The 18194-nt window shown below is 73.6% G+C and carries 14 protein-coding genes; 1 reads left to right on the top strand and 13 read right to left on the bottom strand.

What is annotated here, in order from left to right; genetic code table 11:
* Positions 1–13: 13 nt before the first annotated feature.
* From cobC to cobM, 6 genes are read right to left on the bottom strand one after another with little or no spacing between them, the layout of a single operon-like run.
* A complete protein-coding gene (cobC, locus tag BEK98_RS02625; RefSeq protein ID WP_094214703.1) occupies positions 14–1069 on the bottom strand; it encodes an Rv2231c family histidinol phosphate aminotransferase CobC in 1056 nt (351 codons plus the stop codon).
* The gene (locus tag BEK98_RS02620; protein ID WP_094214702.1) at positions 1059–1994 is read right to left on the bottom strand and encodes a sirohydrochlorin chelatase; all 936 of its coding nucleotides are present in this window, start codon (positions 1992–1994) and stop codon (positions 1059–1061) included. The genes cobC and BEK98_RS02620 overlap by 11 nt, the downstream gene beginning before the upstream one ends.
* Positions 1991–2581, bottom strand: coding sequence for a precorrin-8X methylmutase (locus BEK98_RS02615; protein WP_094214701.1), 591 nt, complete (start codon positions 2579–2581; stop codon positions 1991–1993). The genes BEK98_RS02620 and BEK98_RS02615 overlap by 4 nt, the downstream gene beginning before the upstream one ends.
* Positions 2578–4302: a precorrin-3B C(17)-methyltransferase gene (gene cobJ, locus BEK98_RS02610; RefSeq protein ID WP_094214700.1), complete on the bottom strand. Its 1725-nt coding sequence runs from the start codon at positions 4300–4302 to the stop codon at positions 2578–2580. Before cobJ ends, BEK98_RS02615 begins: the two co-directional genes overlap by 4 nt.
* Positions 4299–5534 (bottom strand): precorrin-6y C5,15-methyltransferase (decarboxylating) subunit CbiE, encoded by a 1236-nt coding sequence (gene cbiE / locus BEK98_RS02605; RefSeq protein WP_094214699.1) that lies wholly within the window; start codon positions 5532–5534, stop codon positions 4299–4301. The genes cobJ and cbiE overlap by 4 nt, the downstream gene beginning before the upstream one ends.
* Positions 5531–6349, bottom strand: a complete 819-nt coding sequence (gene cobM / locus BEK98_RS02600) for a precorrin-4 C(11)-methyltransferase (RefSeq protein ID WP_094214698.1) — start codon at positions 6347–6349, stop codon at positions 5531–5533. Before cobM ends, cbiE begins: the two co-directional genes overlap by 4 nt.
* Before the next feature lie 95 nt (positions 6350–6444).
* Here cobM and BEK98_RS02595 point away from each other — a divergent pair, with 95 nt between their 5' ends.
* Positions 6445–7176: a ZIP family metal transporter gene (locus BEK98_RS02595; RefSeq protein ID WP_094214697.1), complete on the top strand. Its 732-nt coding sequence runs from the start codon at positions 6445–6447 to the stop codon at positions 7174–7176.
* A 128-nt stretch (positions 7177–7304) separates the two neighbouring features.
* On the opposite strand, the gene cobI is transcribed toward BEK98_RS02595, so the two are convergent.
* The 7 genes from cobI to BEK98_RS02560 are packed head-to-tail and all read right to left on the bottom strand — an operon-like array spanning position 7305 to position 18113.
* A complete protein-coding gene (gene cobI / locus BEK98_RS02590; protein WP_094214867.1) occupies positions 7305–8036 on the bottom strand; it encodes a precorrin-2 C(20)-methyltransferase in 732 nt (243 codons plus the stop codon).
* A complete protein-coding gene (locus BEK98_RS02585; protein ID WP_094214696.1) occupies positions 8033–9412 on the bottom strand; it encodes a cobyrinic acid a,c-diamide synthase CobB in 1380 nt (459 codons plus the stop codon). The genes cobI and BEK98_RS02585 overlap by 4 nt, the downstream gene beginning before the upstream one ends.
* A complete protein-coding gene (gene cobO / locus BEK98_RS02580; RefSeq protein WP_094214695.1) occupies positions 9406–10014 on the bottom strand; it encodes a cob(I)yrinic acid a,c-diamide adenosyltransferase in 609 nt (202 codons plus the stop codon). The genes BEK98_RS02585 and cobO overlap by 7 nt, the downstream gene beginning before the upstream one ends.
* Positions 10014–12020, bottom strand: a complete 2007-nt coding sequence (locus BEK98_RS02575; RefSeq protein ID WP_094214694.1) for a putative cobaltochelatase — start codon at positions 12018–12020, stop codon at positions 10014–10016. The genes cobO and BEK98_RS02575 overlap by 1 nt, the downstream gene beginning before the upstream one ends.
* Positions 12017–15667, bottom strand: a complete 3651-nt coding sequence (gene cobN, locus BEK98_RS02570; RefSeq protein WP_094214693.1) for a cobaltochelatase subunit CobN — start codon at positions 15665–15667, stop codon at positions 12017–12019. Before cobN ends, BEK98_RS02575 begins: the two co-directional genes overlap by 4 nt.
* Positions 15664–17172 carry a cobyric acid synthase gene (locus BEK98_RS02565; RefSeq protein ID WP_094214692.1) on the bottom strand — a complete coding sequence of 503 codons (1509 nt, stop codon included), beginning with the start codon at positions 17170–17172 and terminating at the stop codon, positions 15664–15666. Before BEK98_RS02565 ends, cobN begins: the two co-directional genes overlap by 4 nt.
* A complete protein-coding gene (locus BEK98_RS02560; protein WP_094214691.1) occupies positions 17169–18113 on the bottom strand; it encodes a cobalamin biosynthesis protein in 945 nt (314 codons plus the stop codon). The genes BEK98_RS02565 and BEK98_RS02560 overlap by 4 nt, the downstream gene beginning before the upstream one ends.
* Positions 18114–18194: the final 81 nt, after the last annotated feature.

Raw genomic sequence — 18194 nt, 5'->3', positions numbered from 1 at the left:
ACTCCTGGCGGGGTCAGCCCAGAGCTTGGTCCAGCCCCGCCAGGAATCCGTTCGCCGTGGCCCTGTCCCGTACGGCCATCCGTATCCAGTCGTCGTGCAGCCCGGGAAACGTGTCCCCACGCCGTACCGCGTAGCCCAGCTCACGCAGTCGCCGTCGTACCGCGGCGGCGCCCGGCATACGGACCAGCACGAACGGCCCTTCGGCGGGACCGGCCACCCGCACACCCCGGTCGGCGAACGCGGCCAGCCCCGCCACCAGGTGCGCCCGGTCCGCCGCGATCCGGTGGGCCGCGTGCGCCGCCTCCGCCAACGCCCTTGGTGCCACACACGCCTCGGCCGCGGCCAGGGCGGGTGTGGACACCGGCCACAGCGGTTGCGCCCGCTCCAGCGACGCGATGGTCTCCGGGTCGGCCAGCACATAGCCGATCCGCAGCCCGGCCAGCCCCCACGTTTTGGTGAGGCTGCGCAGCACGACCAGACCGGGCACATCGGTCCGCCCCGCGAGCGCCTCCCGCTCACCCGGCACCGCGTCCATGAACGCCTCGTCGACCACCAACGTCCGCCCCGGCCGGGCGAGTCCGGCGATCGTGGCGGCCGGGTGCAGGACCGACGTCGGATTGGTCGGGTTCCCGATCACCACCAGGTCGGCGTCCTCCGGGACGGCCGCCGGATCCAGCCGGAAGCCGTCCGTCTCCCGCAGCAGTACCCGGTCCACGGTGTGCCCCGCATCCCGCAGCGCCGCCTCCGGCTCCGTGAACTGCGGGTGCACGACGACCGGCCGGCGTACCTTCAGCGCCCGCGCCAGCAGCACGAACGCCTCCGCCGCCCCCGCCGTCAGCAGCACCCGCTCCACCGGCAGCCCGTGCCGCACCGCCACGGCCGCCCGCGCGGCCCGCCCGTCCGGATAGGCCGCGAGCGACGACAGGGACCGGGCGATCTCCTCCCGCAGCCACGCCGGGGGCGTGTCCGCACGCACGTTGACCGCGAGGTCGACCAGCGCGGCCCCGTCGTCACGGACTTCGGCGTCCCCGTGATGACGCAGATCGTGCCCGGTGTCGTCAGTGTGCATGGCTGTGCGAGTGCCCCCCGTGATGGTGGTGCCCGTGACCGTGGTGGTGGCCGTCGTCGTCCGGGTGGAAGTGCGGCTGCTGCGGCAGCCCCACCTTGTCCTCGAAGCCCGGCAGCGCGATCCGGTACACGCAGGAGTCGCAGTTCATCCGGAGGTCGCCCTTGACGGCCTCCTCGTACCGCTCCATGACCAGGTCCAGCAGCTCCGGCTCGGGCCCGATGACGTCCGCCGAGCGCACCTCGACCTCCGGGTGCGCGGCCGCCCAGCCCTCGGTCTGCTGCCGTACCCGGTCCGGCAGGATGCCGGTGAACAGGAAGTAGGGCAGGACGACGATCCGCCGCGCCCCCAGCCGCACGCAGCGGTCGAGACCGCTCGGCACGTCCGGCGCCGCCAGCGACACGAACGCCGTCTCCACACCGGCGTACCCGCGCCCCTCCCACAGCAGCCGGGCCGCCTTGTACACCTCGGCGTTGGCGTCCGGGTCCGTCGAACCCCGGCCCACCAGCAGCACGGTCACGTCGGCCCGGTCCTCGGGCGTGCGCACGGAGTCCCCGAGGGCCTCGTCCAACCGCCGCTCCAGGACCGACAGCAGCGAGGGGTGCGGGCCCAGCGGACGGCCGTAGGTGTACGAGATCCCCGGGTGCCGCTCCTTCTCACGGGTCAGCGCGGCCGGGATGTCACCCTTGGCGTGCCCGGCGGACACCAGCATCAGCGGTACGGCCGCGAACCGCCGTACGCCCCGCTCGACCAGCTCGGCGACGGCCTCGCCCAGCGGCGGCGGGGACAGCTCGATGAATCCGCCCGCGACGGGCAGTTCGGGGTGGCGGCGGCCCAGCTCCCGTACGAAGTCGCGGAACGCCTCGGCTCCGGCCTCGTCCCGGGTGCCGTGACCGGCGATGAGCAGGGCGGGCGGCGGGGTGGTCACGATGTCTCCTCGGAATGCGAAATCGGGTGGTACAGCAGGGCGTTGAGCGCGGCCGCGGCCACGGCCGACCCGCCCTTCTCGGACACGTTGCTCACGGCGGGCAGCCCGCTCGCCCGCAACGCCTCCTTGGACTCGGCCGCGCCGACGAAGCCGACGGGCAGGCCGATGACGAGCGCCGGGGAGGCGTCCAGGGTCAGCAGCTCCTCCAGGGCGGTCGGCGCACAGCCGATCACCCACAGGGCGCCGGGCCCGACCTCCTCGTACGCCAGCCGGATCGCGTGCGCCGAACGGGTCAGCCCCGGCCCGGCCTCGGCGTCCTTCAGCCGGCACACGGTCTCCCGCCGGGTGATGCCGGCCGCGACCATCTCCACGTCCACGACGACGGGCGCCCCGGCGTGCAGCGCGGCATGCGCCTTGACCAGGTCGCCCTCGTCCGTGACGAGGTCGGCCGCGTACTCCAGGTCGGCGGCGGAGTGGATGACCCGCTCCACCACCGCCCGGGTCAGCGGCGGGAAGTGCGAGGTGTCCAGGCGGGCGCGCAGCCGCCGGAAGGACTCCTGCTCGATCGGGTGGACCACACGGTTCACTTGGCGCCCTCCTGCCCCGCGGCGGAGCCGCTCTTCGATGCAGCCTGCCAGCGGTAGCCGCGCGGGGTCACCATGCGCCCGGCGATGTCCCGGGTGGCGGTGTTGCCCACGGTCACGACCGTCATCATGTCGACCGACGCCGGGTCGAGCGCGGCCAGCGTCGTCAGCCGGCTGGACTCGTCCGGCCGCGAGGCGTTGCGTACGACACCGACGGGCGTCGTCGGCTCCCTGTGCCCGGCGAGGATCGCCAGCGCCTTGGGCAGCTGCCAGTCGCGGCCCCGGGAGCGCGGGTTGTAGAAGGTGACCACGATGTCCGCCTCGGCCGCCGCCCGCACCCGCCGCTCGATGACCTCCCACGGCGTGTGCAGGTCGGACAGGCTGATCGACACATGGTCGTGGCCCAGCGGCGCACCGAGGATCGCCCCGGCGGCCAGCGCGGCCGTCACACCGGGCACGCCGACCACGTCGATGTCGTCGGACGCCTCGGCGAGCGCGGGGGAGGCCATGGCGTACACGCCCGCGTCCCCGCTGCCGATCAGCGCCACCGCCTGCCCCTTGCGGGCCTCGGCGACCGCCGTGCGGGCCCGCTCCTCCTCGGCGCCGAGCCCCGACTCCAGCACCCGGGTGCCGGGCCGCAGCAGGTCGCGGATCTGGTCGACGTACTGGTCGAGCCCCACCAGCACGGAGGCCCGCCGCAGCTCGGCGGCCGCGCGCGGGGTGAGCAGGTCCCGGGCGCCGGGGCCGAGCCCGACCACCGCGAGCCGTCCGCGCCCCGGACGCCGTACGACGGCACAGGTCGCCATGGCCGGCTGGCCGTCGGCGCGCTCGGACTTCCGCTTGGGGACGAGGAGTTCACCGCCGCGCACCAGCGCGGCCGCCTCGGCGACGGAGGGGGTGCCGACGGCCGAGAGCGGCGCGTCCGACGGGTTGGGCACCTCCACGGCCGCCAGCTCCTCGGCCGGGTACGTCACCAGCGGCACCCCGAGACGCTCGGCGGCCGCGACGATGCCGGGCTCCTCCGACTTGGCGTCCACGGTGGCGAGTTCGGCCAACGACTTCGGTGAGAGGCCCGCCTCCCGCAGCGCGTCCACGACCAGCCCGAGCACCTCCTCGACCGGCGCACCCTTGGAGGCGCCGACCCCGACCACCAGGGACGGCGGCCTGAGCAGCACCTCCCGTTCGCCCGGTGCGACGGCGCGATCCGTGAGCCGGACGGTGTACGACCCCTGCGGCGCGGTCGGCAGCGGAGGCAGCGGCCACGGCACCTCGGCCTCCAGGACGACGCCTTCGCCGTCCAACAGAGCCCGGGACACCGTGGCGACCGACCCCTCGAACGGGAACCCGAGGGTGTCGAGACCCGGCAGGCCCACGGCGTCCGTCGCAGTCGTCACGACCGGTTCGGCCCCCAGCAACGCGCCCACCTCACGGGCGAGTTCGTTGGCGCCGCCGCCGTGCCCGCCGACCAGCGACACCGCGAACCGGCCGCCCTCGTCCACGCACACCACGCCCGGGTCCGCCGCCTTGTCGCCGAGCAGCGGCGCGAGCAGTCGTACCGTCGCGCCCGTCGCCAGGAAGCACACCAGCTGCTCGCACTCGGCGAACGCGGCCCGGACGGCCTCCCCGACCAGGCCGTCGTACACCCGCGCACGGTCCGGCCAGGCCGCGGCCAGCCGGTCGCGCGCCGCCGCCCCCGCCGCGGTGGCGGAAATGAGGCCGATCACTGTGCAACTCCTTCACTAGACGCGGGGGTTCTGACGCCCCACAGCAGGAAAACGGGGTTGGTCGCCGCCAGCCGGGTCACGTCACCCGGCAGCGGCGCCAGCCGCGACGACTGCAACAGCACGCCGTCGCAGGTGAACCCGGCACTCGTCAGCGCCGCGCGCGCCGCCGGCACCCGGTCGAGGGCGGCCATGGCGACGACGACGGTCCGCCGTGCCCGCCGCGCGCACGCGCCGACGACGGCGGGCAGCTCCCGCCCCCCGCCGCCGATGAACACGGCGTCGGGATCGTCGAGTTCGCCGAGCACGTCCGGCGCCGAGCCGTGCACCACGCGCACGTCGACACCGTGTGCCCGCGCATTCGCGTGGATCCGCTCGACCCCGTCCGGGGCCTTCTCGACCGCGACGACGGCCGCGCCGAGCCGCGCGCACTCCACGGCCACCGAACCCGAACCCGCGCCGACGTCCCACACCAGGTCGCCCAGGCGCGGCCCGAGCCGGGCCAGCGCCAGCGCCCGCACCTCGAACTTGGTGATCATCGAGTCCCGGTGGGCGAACTCGCTCTCGTCCAGCGCCCACCGGTCCGGCTGCGCGGGCACCCCGGCCACCGTGCGCAGCCCGCCCAGCGCCCGGGTCTCGTCCAGGCACAGCACCACGCTCACCGCCCCACCCCAGTCCCGCGCCGCGGCCTCGGCGGGCGTCACCCGCTCCACGCGCTCGCGCTCCGGATCGCCGAGCGCGCTCGCCACCACGAGGACCCGGCGGTCACCCCCGAGCGCGGCACCCAGCTCAGCGGGCCCGGCGCCGGGTCCGGTGAGCACGGCCGCCTTCGGGTGCGCCCGGCACACGTTGACGGCAGTCCGCAGATCCCGCCCGTGCGCACTCACCACCACCGCGTCGTCCCACGGCAGCCCGACCCGCGCGAACGCGGTCGCCACCGACGACACCCCGGGCCGCACATCCAGCCGCCCGGCGCCGAACCGCTCGGCCAGCGCCCGCACGATCCCGAAGAACCCGGGATCCCCGGAGGCCAGCACGACCACCGGCAGCTCCTTGCCGACGTACTCCGCGACCGTCTCCAGGGCGGGCGCCAGCGGTCCGAGCACGATCCGCTCCGCACCCTCGGGCAGCCGTACGGCGTCCAGATGGCGCCGCCCGCCGACGACCAGAGCGGCCCCGGCGAGGACGTCAGCGGGCACCGGCGCGCCCGTCCCCGTACCCACGACCGTGATCAAGTGCTCGCCCCCCGCTCGCGCAGCGCCCGCCGCGCCTCCGGGTCGGCCTTGCGGAAGCCGTGGAAGTGACCCGGGTGGTACAGGTGCGAGCGGGTCCCGTGGGCGTCGAGCGCCGGGCCGACCAGGAAGAGCGTGTGCTTCCAGAGCTTGTGCTCCTTGACCGTCTCCTCCAGCGTGCCGATCGTGCACCGCACGACCAGCTCCTCCGGCCAGGTCGCCTGATAGGCGACGACCATGGGGGTGTCCGTCGGGTAGCCGCCCTCCAGCAGCTCCCGCACCAGCTGGCCGCTGCGCGCCGCCGACAGGAAGATCGCCATGGTGGTGCCGTGCCGGGCGAACTCGCGCACCTCCTCGCCGGGCGGCATCGGCGTCTTGCCGCCGCCCAGCCGGGTCAGCACCACGGACTGGGCGACCTCCGGGATGGTCAGCTCGCGCTGCGCGAGGGCGGCGACGGCGGAGAAGGACGAGACACCCGGCACGATCTCCGTCGCGATCCCGATCTCGGCACACCGGTCCAGCTGCTCCTGGGTACCGCCCCAGAGCGCCGGGTCTCCGGAGTGGATGCGGGCGACGTGCAGGCCTTCGGCCAGGGCCCGACGGTAGACGGCGACGACGTCCTCCAGGGACATGGTCGCCGAGTCGAGGATCTCCGCGTCCTCGCGCGCGTGCTCCAGGACCTCCGCCTGGACCAGGCTGGCCGCCCAGATCACCACGTCGGCCTCGGCAATCGCGCGCGCGGCGCGGAACGTCAGCAGGTCGGCGGCGCCGGGGCCGGCACCGACGAAGGTCACCTTGCCGGTGGGGGCATCGGCCATGGGGAGGGGTCCTCTCGTACGAAATGTCACGGTGTGTCGGGGTAGGAAAGTGGCCGGATGTGCGCGATGGGGGGTCCATCGGATACCAAGGGCCCATGGCGGTCTTTGTCGCGCTCGGCGCGTTCCTGATGACGCTGGCCGGCGGCTGGACGGCACAGCGCGTGACCGACCGTCGCCACCTGGTCCTGGGTCTGGCCGGCGGCCTGATGCTGGGCGTGGTCGGCCTGGACCTGCTGCCGGAGGCGCTGCACGCGGCCGACCGCGAGGTCTTCGGCGTACCCGCGGCCCTGCTGCTGTTCGTGGCCGGTTTCCTGCTGGCCCATCTGGTGGAACGTCTCCTGGCCGCCCGCCGGGCCGCTCACGGCGCCGGCGAGCACGACCACCGGGCGCCCGAGGTGGGCCTGACGGCGGCTGCCGCGATGGTCGGCCACAGCGCGATGGACGGGGTGGCGATCGGCGCGGCCTTCCAGGTGGGCGGCGGCATGGGCACGTCCGTCGCGCTCGCCGTGATCGCGCACGACTTCGCCGACGGCTTCAACACCTTCACCCTCACCAACCTGTACGGCAACGCGCGCCGCCGGGCGATAGGCATGCTCGTGGCCGACGCCTGCGCACCCCTGGTGGGCGCGCTGTCGACCGCGTTCTTCCACATCCCGGAACCGGTGCTCGGCGGCTATCTCGGCCTCTTCGGCGGCGTCCTGCTCTATCTCGCCGCCGCCGAGATCCTCCCGGAGGCCCACCACGAACACCCGGCCCGCTCCACCGTCCTGTGCACGGTGGCCGGCGCGGCCTTCATCTGGCTGGTGGTCGGCATCTCGGGCGGCTGACCGCCCCGCCGGCTGTCCCGCCAAGGGGGCGCGATCAGCGTGGACAGGTACGGCAGGCGCTCCCTGCCCAGCTCGGCGGTCGGCCGCACTGACTCCCCGGGTAGCCCGAGGGCCGGGCCCGACAGACTTCACAGCTTCCCGCCCCGTCCGCTGTCCCGTCGCGGGGGCGCGATCAGCGTCGAGAGATACGGCAGCGGCTCCCCGTCCAGCTCTGCGGCCGGTCGTACCGACTCCTCCGGCAGCCCGAGGGCCGAGCCCCACACCGCGTCCTCGATCCGCCCGGTCTCCCGCAGGGCCTCGGCGACCTCGGCGGCCTGCCGGCCGAACTTGTACGCCACCACGGTGCCCGGCCCGGCCAGCGCCTCCTTGAGCACCGCCGAGCCCGCCGTCACCGGCACCAGCGTCAGCGGCTCGGTGCCCTCGGTCAGGACGGCCCCGGACCTGGCCGCCAGATCCTGCATGGCGGTGATCCCGGGCACGGTCTCCACCACGACACCCGGCACCAGCTCCACGATCGTCTGCGCGAGATACGTGAACGTCGAGTACACGTTGGGATCGCCGATGGTGGCGAAGGCGACGGACGCATGCCGCTTCAGCAACTCGGTGACCCGCTCGCCCGCCGCGTCCCAGGCCGCCTCCCGGCGCGCCCGGTCGGTCCGCTCGTTCAGCGCGAACACCACCCGGAGGACCTTCTCCTCGGGCACGTAGTGCAGCACGGTCGCCTCGGCCCGCCCCCGCTCGCCGGTGTCCATCACGGGTACGACGACGACCTCGGCCGCGCGCAGTGCGTTGACCCCCTTGACGGTCACCAGTTCCGGGTCACCGGGACCGACCCCGACACCGACCAGCCTGCTGCTCATGACGTCCGGCACCTTTCCACGAACCGACGGGCCACACCGGGCTCGGCTGCCCAGTGCGTGTGCAGATAACTCGCGTGCACGCCCTGCTGTACGAAACCTTCGACCCGCCGGACGGGGGCGCGCATGCCCCAGGCGGGAGCGGCACCGGCGCCGGGCTCGACGACGGTGCGATGGAACTCGTGCCCCCGCATCCGCGTGCCGGCCGGCGCCAGCACACTGTCGCCGACGGCGACGGCGTCCCGGTAGCCGAGGGTGAGCCGTTCCGTCATCCGCGCGGTGGCGTCCAGGACCCCGCACATGGGCCGGCCGTCCAGCTCACGGCAGAGGTAGAGCAGCCCGGCACATTCGGCGGCGACGGGCGCGCCGCTCAGCGCCAGTTCGGCGATGGCCTTGCGGAGCGGTTCATTGGCGGACAGCTCACTGGCGTACACCTCGGGGAAACCGCCCCCGATGACCAGACCTGCTGTCCCTTCGGGCAGTTCCTCGTCCCGAAGCGGATCAAAGGTGACGACGTGGGCACCCGCGGCGGCAAGCAGTTCCGCATGCTCGGCATAGGAGAAGGTGAACGCCTCCCCACCGGCAACGGCAACCACGGGCCTCCGCTTCTCGGCCAACCGAGTCGGGTGGTCGTGGGTGGGCGACTCGGGGGTCCAGGGGGCGGAGCCCCCTGGTAGGTCCCCAGCAGCACGAGCAAGTGCCTCCAACGCCGCCAAGTCACAACCACGAGCCACCTGCGCTGCCATAGCCCCGACGGAGTCGACCGCGGCAGCGCCCCGCTCGGCAACCGGCACCAACCCCAGATGCCGCGACGGCGTATCCACCTGAGGAACCCGCCGCAACACACCGAGCACAGGCACCCCGGAGGCATCCAACGCCTCCCGCAAAAGAGCTTCGTGCCGATCGGACCCGACCTTGTTGAGGATCACGCCCCCGACCCGAACCTCCGGATCCCAGGAAGCGAACCCGTGCACCAGCGCCGCCACCGACCGCGACTGCGACGACGCGTCCACGACCAGCACCACCGGCGCCCGCAACAGCTTGGCGACATGGGCCGTGGACGCGAGTTCCCCCTCGCCCGCGGCCCCGTCGTACAGCCCCATCACACCCTCGACGACGGCGAGGTCACACCCCCGCGCCCCGTGCAGGAACAGCGGAGCGACCAGCTCCGGCCCGCACAGATACGCGTCCAGGTTCCGCCCCACCCGCCCGGTCGCGAGCGCGTGATACCCGGGGTCGATGTAGTCCGGCCCGACCTTGTGCGGAGACACGGCGAGCCCCCGCGCGGCGAACGCGGCCATCAGCCCCGTGGCGACGGTGGTCTTGCCGCTGCCGGACGACGGCGCGGCGATGACCAGCCGGGGAACGGAACTCACCACTCGATGCCCTTCTGGCCCTTCTGCCCCGCGTCCATGGGGTGCTTCACCTTGGACATGTCGGTCACGAGATCCGCGAAGTCGACGAGCTTCTCCGGCGCGTTACGTCCGGTGATCACCACATGCTGAGTCCCGGGCCGGTTGCGCAGCACATCGACGACCTCGTCCGTGTCCACCCACCCCCAGTGCATCGGGTAGGCGAACTCGTCCAGCACGTACAGCCGGTACGTCTCGGCGGCCAGGTCCCGCTTGACCTGCTCCCAGCCCTCCCGGGCCTTCTCCTCGTTGGTTGCGTTGTCACCCTGGATGTCCCGCTGGACCCAGGACCAGCCCTCACCCATCTTGTGCCAGTCGACGGTCCCGCCCTCGCCGGAGGCGCCGAGCACCCGCAGCGCGTTCTCCTCGCCGACCTTCCACTTCGCCGACTTGACGAACTGGAACACCCCGATCGGCCACCCCTGGTTCCAGGCGCGCAGCGCGAGCCCGAACGCGGCCGTCGACTTGCCCTTGCCGATCCCGGTGTGCACGACGACCAGCGGCCGGTTGCGCCGCTGCCGGGTCGTCAGCCCGTCGTCCGGAACCACACTCGGCTGTCCCTGCGGCATTACGCGGCCCTCCTCGAAGTTCCCTGCACGTCCCTGACCAGACCGGCGATCGAGTCGGCCCGCAGCTCGTCCAGCGTGACGGCCGTACCGCCCAGCTCACCCGCGAGCTGCCCGGCCAGCCCGAGCCGCACCGGCCCCGACTCGCAGTCCACGACCACCGAGGCGACGCCCTCGGCCGCGAACAGCCGGGCCGCCCGCCCCGCCAGCGCGACCGGCTCCGGGCCGCCGGTGGCCCGCCCGTCCGTCACCACCACGACCAGCGCCCGCCGCGCCGGATCCCGCAGCCGCTCCACCCGCAGCACCTCGTGCGCCTTGAGCAGCCCGGCCGCGAGCGGCGTACGACCGCCCGTCGGCAGCGACTCCAGGCGGGTCGCCGCGGCATCCACCGACGAGGTCGGCGGCAGCGCGACATCGGCCGCGGCGCCCCGGAAGGTCACCAGCCCCACCTTGTCCCGGCGCTGGTAGGCGTCCAGCAGCAGGGACAGCACGGCACCCTTCACCGCGCTCATGCGCTGCCGCGCCGCCATCGACCCGGACGCGTCGACCACGAACAGCACGAGGTTCCCCTCGCGTCCCTCCCGCGTCGCCTGCCGCAGATCGTCCCGGCGCAGCACCAGCCCAGGACCGGACCGCCCGCGCGCCCGCTGGTGCGGGGCCGCGGCCAGCACGGTCGCCGCCAGGTGCAGCTTGGTGAGCGCCCCGCGCGGCCGCCGGGCCCCGGTCGTCCGCCCGTGCTCGGTCCGCGCGCGCGAGCGCCGCCCGGCGGCACCCTCACCGAGGCCCGGCACGCTGAGCACCTTCGTACGGAACGGCTCCGCGGCCCGTACGGCCGACTGCTCCTGCCCGCCGGAGGCCTGCGGCTGCCCGCCCTCACCGGCCTCGGGCTGTGCGGCGCTGCCGCCGTCGCCCTGCGGACCGCTGTCGGGCGCCGGCTGTCCACCGCCGCCACCGGGCCCGTCGGGGTCGGGATCGTCGTCCCCGTCCTCCCGGTCCTCCCCGGAGTACTGCTCCAGCGTCTCGTCCAGCTTGTCCTCGTCCAGGCCCGGCGCGTCGAAGGGGTTCCTCCGCCGCCGGTGCGGCAGCGCGAGCAGCGCGGCCTGCCGCACGTCCTCGGCGAGCACGTCGGTCCGCCCGGCCCACGCGGCCAGCGCGGTCGCCGTCCGCGCCATCACGATGTCGGCGCGCATGCCGTCCACCTCGAAGGCCGCGCAGGTCGCCGCGATCTGCCTGAGCGCACCGTCGCCCAGCCGCACCTGCGGCAGCAACTCCCGTGCCGCGACGATCCGTTGCCGTACGGCAGCCTCCTCGCCGGCCCAGCGATCGGCGAAGCCCGCCGGGTCGTCGTCGTAGGCGAGCCGCCGCCGTACGACCTCCACCCGCTGGTCCGGCTCCCGCGAGGCCGCGACCTCCACGGTCAGCCCGAACCGGTCGAGCAGCTGCGGCCGCAGCTCGCCCTCCTCGGGGTTCATGGTGCCGACGAGCAGGAAGCGCGCCGCGTGCCGCACGGACACACCCTCGCGCTCCACGTACGAGGCACCCATGGCCGCCGCGTCCAGCAGCAGGTCGACCAGGTGGTCGTGGAGCAGGTTGACCTCGTCGACGTAGAGGATCCCGCGGTGCGCGTCGGCCAGCAGGCCCGGCTCGAACGCCTTCACGCCCTCGGCGAGCGCCCGCTCGATGTCCAGCGCGCCCACCAGCCGGTCCTCGGAGGCGCCGACGGGCAGCTCGACCATGCGGGCCGGCCGGGTCTCGAACGCCCCCGGCTCGTGCGGTCCGTCCGGGCAGGCGGGGTCGGGGGAGCCGGGGTCGCAGGAGAACCGGCACCCGGCCACCACGTCCAGCTCGGGCATCAGCGCCGAAAGGGCCCGCACGGCCGTCGACTTGGCGGTGCCCTTCTCGCCGCGCACCAGCACTCCGCCGACCGCCGGTGACACGGCGTTCAGCAGCAGCGCGAGCCGCAGGTCGTCCTGGCCGACGACGGCCGTAAAGGGGAAGGGGGTGGTCACTGGTCGCCCTCCAAGTCGCCTTCCAGCTCCAGGTAGGTGGCGCGCAGCCGCTCCAGCGTGTCCGCGTCCGGCTCGGCCCACAGCCCGCGGTCCGCCGCCTCGAGCAGCCGCTCGGTGATCCCGCGCAGCGCCCACGGGTTGGACTTCTTCATGAAGTCCCGGTTCTCCGGGTCGAAGACGTACTCCGCGCTGAGCTTCTCGTACATCCAGTCGTCGACCACGCCCGCTGTGGCGTCGTAGCCGAACAGGTAGTCCACGGTCGCCGCCATCTCGAAGGCGCCCTTGTAGCCGTGCCGGCGCATCGCCGCCATCCAGCGCGGGTTGACCACCCGGGCCCGGAAGACCCGGTGCGTCTCCTCGCCCAGCGTGCGCGTCTTCACCTGATCCGGTACGGCGCTGTCACCCACGTACGCCTCGGGGTTGGCGCCGGTCAGATGCCGGACCATCGCCACCATGCCACCGTGGTACTGGAAGTAGTCGTCCGCGTCGACCAGGTCGTGCTCACGGGTGTCGACGTTCTTCGCGGCGACCGCGATCCGCTTGAACGCCGTCTCCATGTCCCCGCGCGCCGCCCGCCCGTCGAGCCCGCGCCCGTACGCGTAGCCGCCCCACACCGCGTACACCTCGGCGAGGTCGGCGTCGGAGCGCCAGTTGCGGGCGTCGATCAGCGGCAGCAGACCGGCGCCGTACGCGCCCGGCTTCGAGCCGAAGATACGGGCCGTCGCACGCCGGCGGTCGCCGTGCTGCGCCGCGTCCTCGTCCACATGGGCCCGCACGTAATTGGACTCGGCCGGCTCGTCCAGCTCCGCCACCGCGCGCACCGCGTCGTCGATCAGCCCGACCACATGCGGGAACGCGTCCCGGAAGAAGCCGGAGATCCGGACCGTGACGTCGATACGCGGCCGGCCCAGCTCCGCCAGGGGAATCACCTCGAACCCCGTCACCCGCCGCGAGGCCTCGTCCCACACCGGGCGGCAGCCCAGCAGCGCCAGGATCTCGGCGATGTCGTCGCCCTGGGTGCGCATCGCCGACGTGCCCCACACCGTCAGCCCGACCGACTTCGGGTACTCCCCGGTGTCCTGCAGATACCGCTGCACCAGCGAGTCGGCGAGCGACTGGCCGACCTCCCAGCTGAGCCGGGAGGGAATGGCCTTGGGGTCGACGGAGTAGAAGTTGCGGCCGGTCGGCAGCACGTTGACCAGACCCCGGGTCGGCGAACCCGAGGGGCCCGCCGGGACGTAACCACCGTCCAGCGCCCGCAGAATGTGCCCGATCTCGTCGGTCGTACGGGCGAGCCGCGGTACGACCTCGGTGCAGGCGAACTCCAGCACGGCGACCGCGTCCGGGAGTTCGGTGCCCAGCACGTCACTCAGGAGGGCGCGTACGGCCGTACGGTCCCACGCCCGGGCCTCCATGCCCTCCGCCATCCGCCGGCACAGCTGCTCCAGCAGGTCGATCGCGTCGGCGGCGGTACGGGACGGCCCGTCGACCAGATCCGTCAGCTCGACCGGAACCTTCACCGGCGCACCCGGCTCGGCGAGCAACTCCTTCTCCACGAGCCCGAAGTGCTCGGCCAGCGAGGCCCGCAGCCCCGGCAGCGCGTTCGCCTGCCCGCCCCACACCTGCGAGGCGCGCAGCACGGCGAGGACCAGGTTCACCCGCGGCTCGGCGACCGGGCCGCCACCCAGGATGTGCAGCCCGTCCCGGATCTGCACGTCCTTGATCTCGCACAGATAGCCGTCGATGTGCATGACGAACGAGTCGAAGTCGTCGTCGTCCGGCTGCTCGTCCACATGCAGGTCGTGGTGGAGCTCGGCCGCCTTGACCAGCGTCCAGATCTGCGCCCGCACGGCCGGTGCCTTCGTCGGGTCCAGGTCGGAGACGAGCGCGTACTCGTCCAGCAGCTGCTCCAGCTTGGCCAGGTCGCCGTACGTGTCGGCCCGCGCCATCGGCGGCACCAGGTGGTCGACGACGGTGGCGTGCCCGCGCCGCTTGGCCTGCGTGCCCTCGCCGGGGTCGTTGACGATGAACGGGTAGATGAGCGGGAGGTCGCCGAGGACGGCGTCCGGCGCGCACCCCTTGCTCAGCCCGAGGCCCTTGCCCGGCAGCCACTCCATCGTGCCGTGCTTGCCCATGTGCACGATCGCGTCGACACCGAAACTGTTCTCCAGCCACCGGTACGCGGCCATGTAGTGGTGCGACGGCGGCATGTCGGGGTCGTGGTAGATCGCGATCGGGTTCTCGCCGAAGCCGCGCGGCGGCTGGATCATCACGACGACGTTCCCGAACTGCAGGGAGGCGAGCACGATCTCGTCGCCGTCCACGTACAGGCTGCCCGGCGGCTCGCCCCACGCCTCCAGCATGCCGTCCCGCAGCTCGGGGTCGAGCTGGTCGAACCAGGCCCGGTAGTCGGCGAGCGGCACCCGCGCGGGCGCGGCGGCCAGCTGATCCTCGGTGAGCCACTCGACATCGTGCCCGCCGGCCTCGATGAGCCGGTGGATCAACTCGTCCCCGTTGTCGGGGTATTCGGTGAGGGAGTACCCGGCATCCCGGAGCGCGTCCAGCACCCGCACCGCCGAAGCGGGCGTGTCAAGACCGACGGCGTTCCCGACCCGCGAGTGCTTGGTCGGGTAGGCGGTGAAGACCAGCGCGACCTTCTTGTCCGCGTTCGGCTTGTGCTTCAACCGCGCGTGCCGTACGGCGATTCCGGCGACGCGCGACGCACGCTCGGGGTCGGCGACGTACACCGGGACGTCGTCCGGTCCCTGCTCCTTGAAGGAGAACGGCACCGTGACGATCCGCCCGTCGAACTCCGGGATCGCGACCTGCATCGCCGCGTCCATGGGGGAGAGGGCGGCGTCCGACTCCTCCCAGGCGGCCCGCGAGGAGGTGAGGCAGAGGCCCTGCAGCACCGGGATGTTCAGGTCGGCGAGCGCCCCGATGTCCCAGGACTCCTCGTCGCCGCCCGCCGAGGCCTGCGAGGCATGCGTACCGCCCGCGGCAAGGACGGTGGCGACCAGGGCGTCGGCCTGCCCCAGCAGCTCGTACAGCCCGGCGTCCGCGCCGCGCAGCGAACCGCAGTACACGGGAAGCGCGTTGGCACCCCGCGCCTCGATCGCCTCGCACAGCGTGTCCACGAAGCCGGTGTTGCCGCTCAGCTCGTGCGCCCGGTAGAAGAGCACGCCCACGGTCGGCCGGCCGGCGCGGATCTCGTACGAGCCGTGCACGCCGTACTCGGGCATCTTCTGCGGCTCTTCGAAGCCCTCACCGGTCAGCAGCACGGTGTCGGACAGGAACCGGGCCAGCTCGGTCAGGTTCGCGGACCCGCCCTCGACCAGGTACTTCAGGGCCTCCGCCACCACACCCGCCGGTACGGACGACTCGGCCATCAGCTCGGCGTCCGGCACGGCCTCGCCGCCCAGCAGCACGGTCGGAATGCCGGACGCCCTCAGCGCGGCCAGCCCGTCCTCCCAGGCCCGCTTGCCACCGAGCAGGCGTACGACGGCGATGTCCGCGCCATCGAGCAGCGCGGGCAGCTCGCTCTCGACCTCCACGCGGGTCGGGTTGCCGATCCGGTAGGAGGCGCCGGAGGCCCGGGCCGCCAGCAGATCGGTGTCGGCGGTCGACAACAACAACACTGTGCTCATGCGGGCGCTCCCGGTGGAATGAAAGGCAGTCCTTGCGGCGCGCCCGACTCGATGAGCCGCCAGAGCGCGTCCGTGTCCGCGTGCTGTTCGATCAGGTCGCCGAGCCGGTCGAGCTGCTCCTCGCGCAGCGCGGCGAACGAGGTGTCGGGGGCCGGCACGAAGCGGCGCCCCGCGGCGGCCGCCACCTCGCGCAGGAAGGCCCGCCGGAAACCGTCCGACTCCAGGGAGCCGTGCCAGTGCGTGCCCCAGGTCTGGCCGACCCGGCAGCCGTCCAAGAAGGGCTCCCCGCCGGTGACTTCGGCGACCCCGTGGTGGATCTCGTACCCCTCGACCCGCTCGCCGAGGGCCTCCCCGACGGGCCGGGTGAGCGTCTTCTCGCGGGCGAACCGGACGCGTACGGGCAGGATCCCCAGCCCGTCCACCTGCCCCCGCCGGCTCTCGACCTCGTCCTCGATGTGCTCGCCGAGGATCTGGAAGCCACCGCAGATGCCGAGGACCGGCCGCTGCTCGGCGGCCCTGCGCCGCAGCGCGTCCGCGAGGCCGCGCTCCCGCAGCCACTCCAGGGCCCGGACCGTCCCCCGGGTCCCCGGGATCACCACGAGATCGGCGTCGGCCAGTTCCTCCGGCCGGTCCACGAACCGCACCACGACACCGGGTTCGGCGGCCAGCGCGTCCACGTCCGTGAAGTTGGACATCAGCGGGATGGCGCACACGGCGACCCGCAGCACGTCCTCGCCGACGGGCGGGGCGGTGTTCGACTCACGGACGGTCCCGCGCAGGGAGACCCGGAGCCCGTCCTCCTCGTCGATGCCGAGGCCGTGCCGGAAGGGGAGGACGCCGTACGTCTGTCGCCCTGTCAGCCCGTGCAGCATGTCGAGGCCGGGCTGCAGCAGGGAGACGTCCCCCCGGAACTTGTTGACGAGGAACCCTGCGACAAGTTCCTGGTCCTCCGGCGAGAGCAGCGCGACGGTCCCGAAGAACGACGCGAACACGCCCCCGCGGTCGATATCGCCCACCACCAGCACGGGGAGCCGCGCGTTGCGCGCGATCCCCATGTTCACGATGTCGGTCCGGCGCAGATTGATCTCGGCCGGACTGCCCGCCCCCTCACAGATCACCGCGTCATACGTGCCCCGCAACTCGGCGAGACAGTCGAGCACGGTCCCGAGCAGCTTCTGCTGCCGCCCTCCGTGGTACCCGCGCGCGCTCAGCTCACCGACCGGCTTCCCGAGCAGCACCACCTGGCTGCTCTGCTCACCACCGGGCTTGAGCAGCACGGGGTTCATCAGCGCGGTCGGCTCGACGCGACAGGCCTGGGCCTGCATCGCCTGAGCCCGCCCGATCTCGGCACCCTCCCGGGTCACGAACGAGTTGAGGGACATGTTCTGCGCCTTGAAGGGCGCGACCTTGACGCCCTGGCGCACCAGCCACCGGCAGATCCCGGCCGTCACGACGCTCTTGCCGGCGTCGGAGGTGGTGCCGGCGACGAGGAGACCACCGCTCACTTCGCACGTCCCTTCACGAGTCGGCGCGCGGCGACGGTGACGCCGAGCGCGAGCAGGCCGACCCGGCGGGAGAGCCGTACGGCCCGGTCGATGTCGGTGACCCGGACGGCCCGCCCGGTGTCCCCGCCCAGCACGGGCCGGTGTTCGACCCGCCCGCCGTACGCGAGCGTCCCGCCCAGCCGCACACCGAGGGCACCCGCGAACGAGGCCTCGACAGGCCCGGCGTTGGGGCTCGGGTGCTTGTCGGCGTCCGCCTTCCAGGCGCGCAGGGCTCCCCGCGGGTCGGGCCCGGCCGCGGCGGCGAGTACGGCGGTCAGCCGCGCCCCCGGCCACCCGGCGACGTCGTCCAGCCGGGCGGAGGCCCAGCCGTAGCGCCGGTAGCGGGCCGACTTGTGCCCCACCATCGCGTCCAGGGTGTTGACGGCCCGGAACCCGAGCAGCCCCGGCACCCCGCCCACGGCACCCCACACCAGGGCCCCCACGACAGCGTCGGAGGTGTTCTCGGCGACGGACTCCACGACGGCCCGCGCGATCCCGTCGGCATCCAGCGCCTGCGGATCCCGCCCGCACAGATGCGGCAGCCGCGCCCGGGCCGCCTCGACATCCCCGGCCTCCAGGGCGCGCCCGATGGTCCGCGCCTCCCGGGCAAGCGAAGTACCCCCCACGACAGCCCAGGTGGCGGCACCGGCCAACGCCACGGAAGCGACGGGAGAACGGCGCACGGCCCGCTCGGCCACGACCCCCAGCGCGACGGCACCTCCGGCGCACACGACGGTGTGCAGCGCCCCCCAGCCACGGTGGTCGCGCCACAACACCCGCTCCACGGCCGCGGCAGCCCGCCCGAACGCGGCGACCGGATGCCCACGGCGCGGATCGCCGAGGAGCAGGTCGCCGACGAGGCCGGCGGCGGCGCCGTACGCGTAGCAGCGATCGGCACCCATCGGCTCAGCCGGCCGTGGGGGCAGGCAGGGCCCGGTTACTGAACCTCAATCGGCAGCCGCGCATGGCGATATGTCCTCACT

This window comes from Streptomyces diastatochromogenes, assembly GCF_002242805.1.
Taxonomy (GTDB): Bacteria; Actinomycetota; Actinomycetes; order Streptomycetales; family Streptomycetaceae; genus Streptomyces; species Streptomyces diastatochromogenes.
The sequence above is the reverse complement of the archived record's forward strand: the minus strand, read 5'-3'. Positions and strand labels throughout refer to the sequence as shown.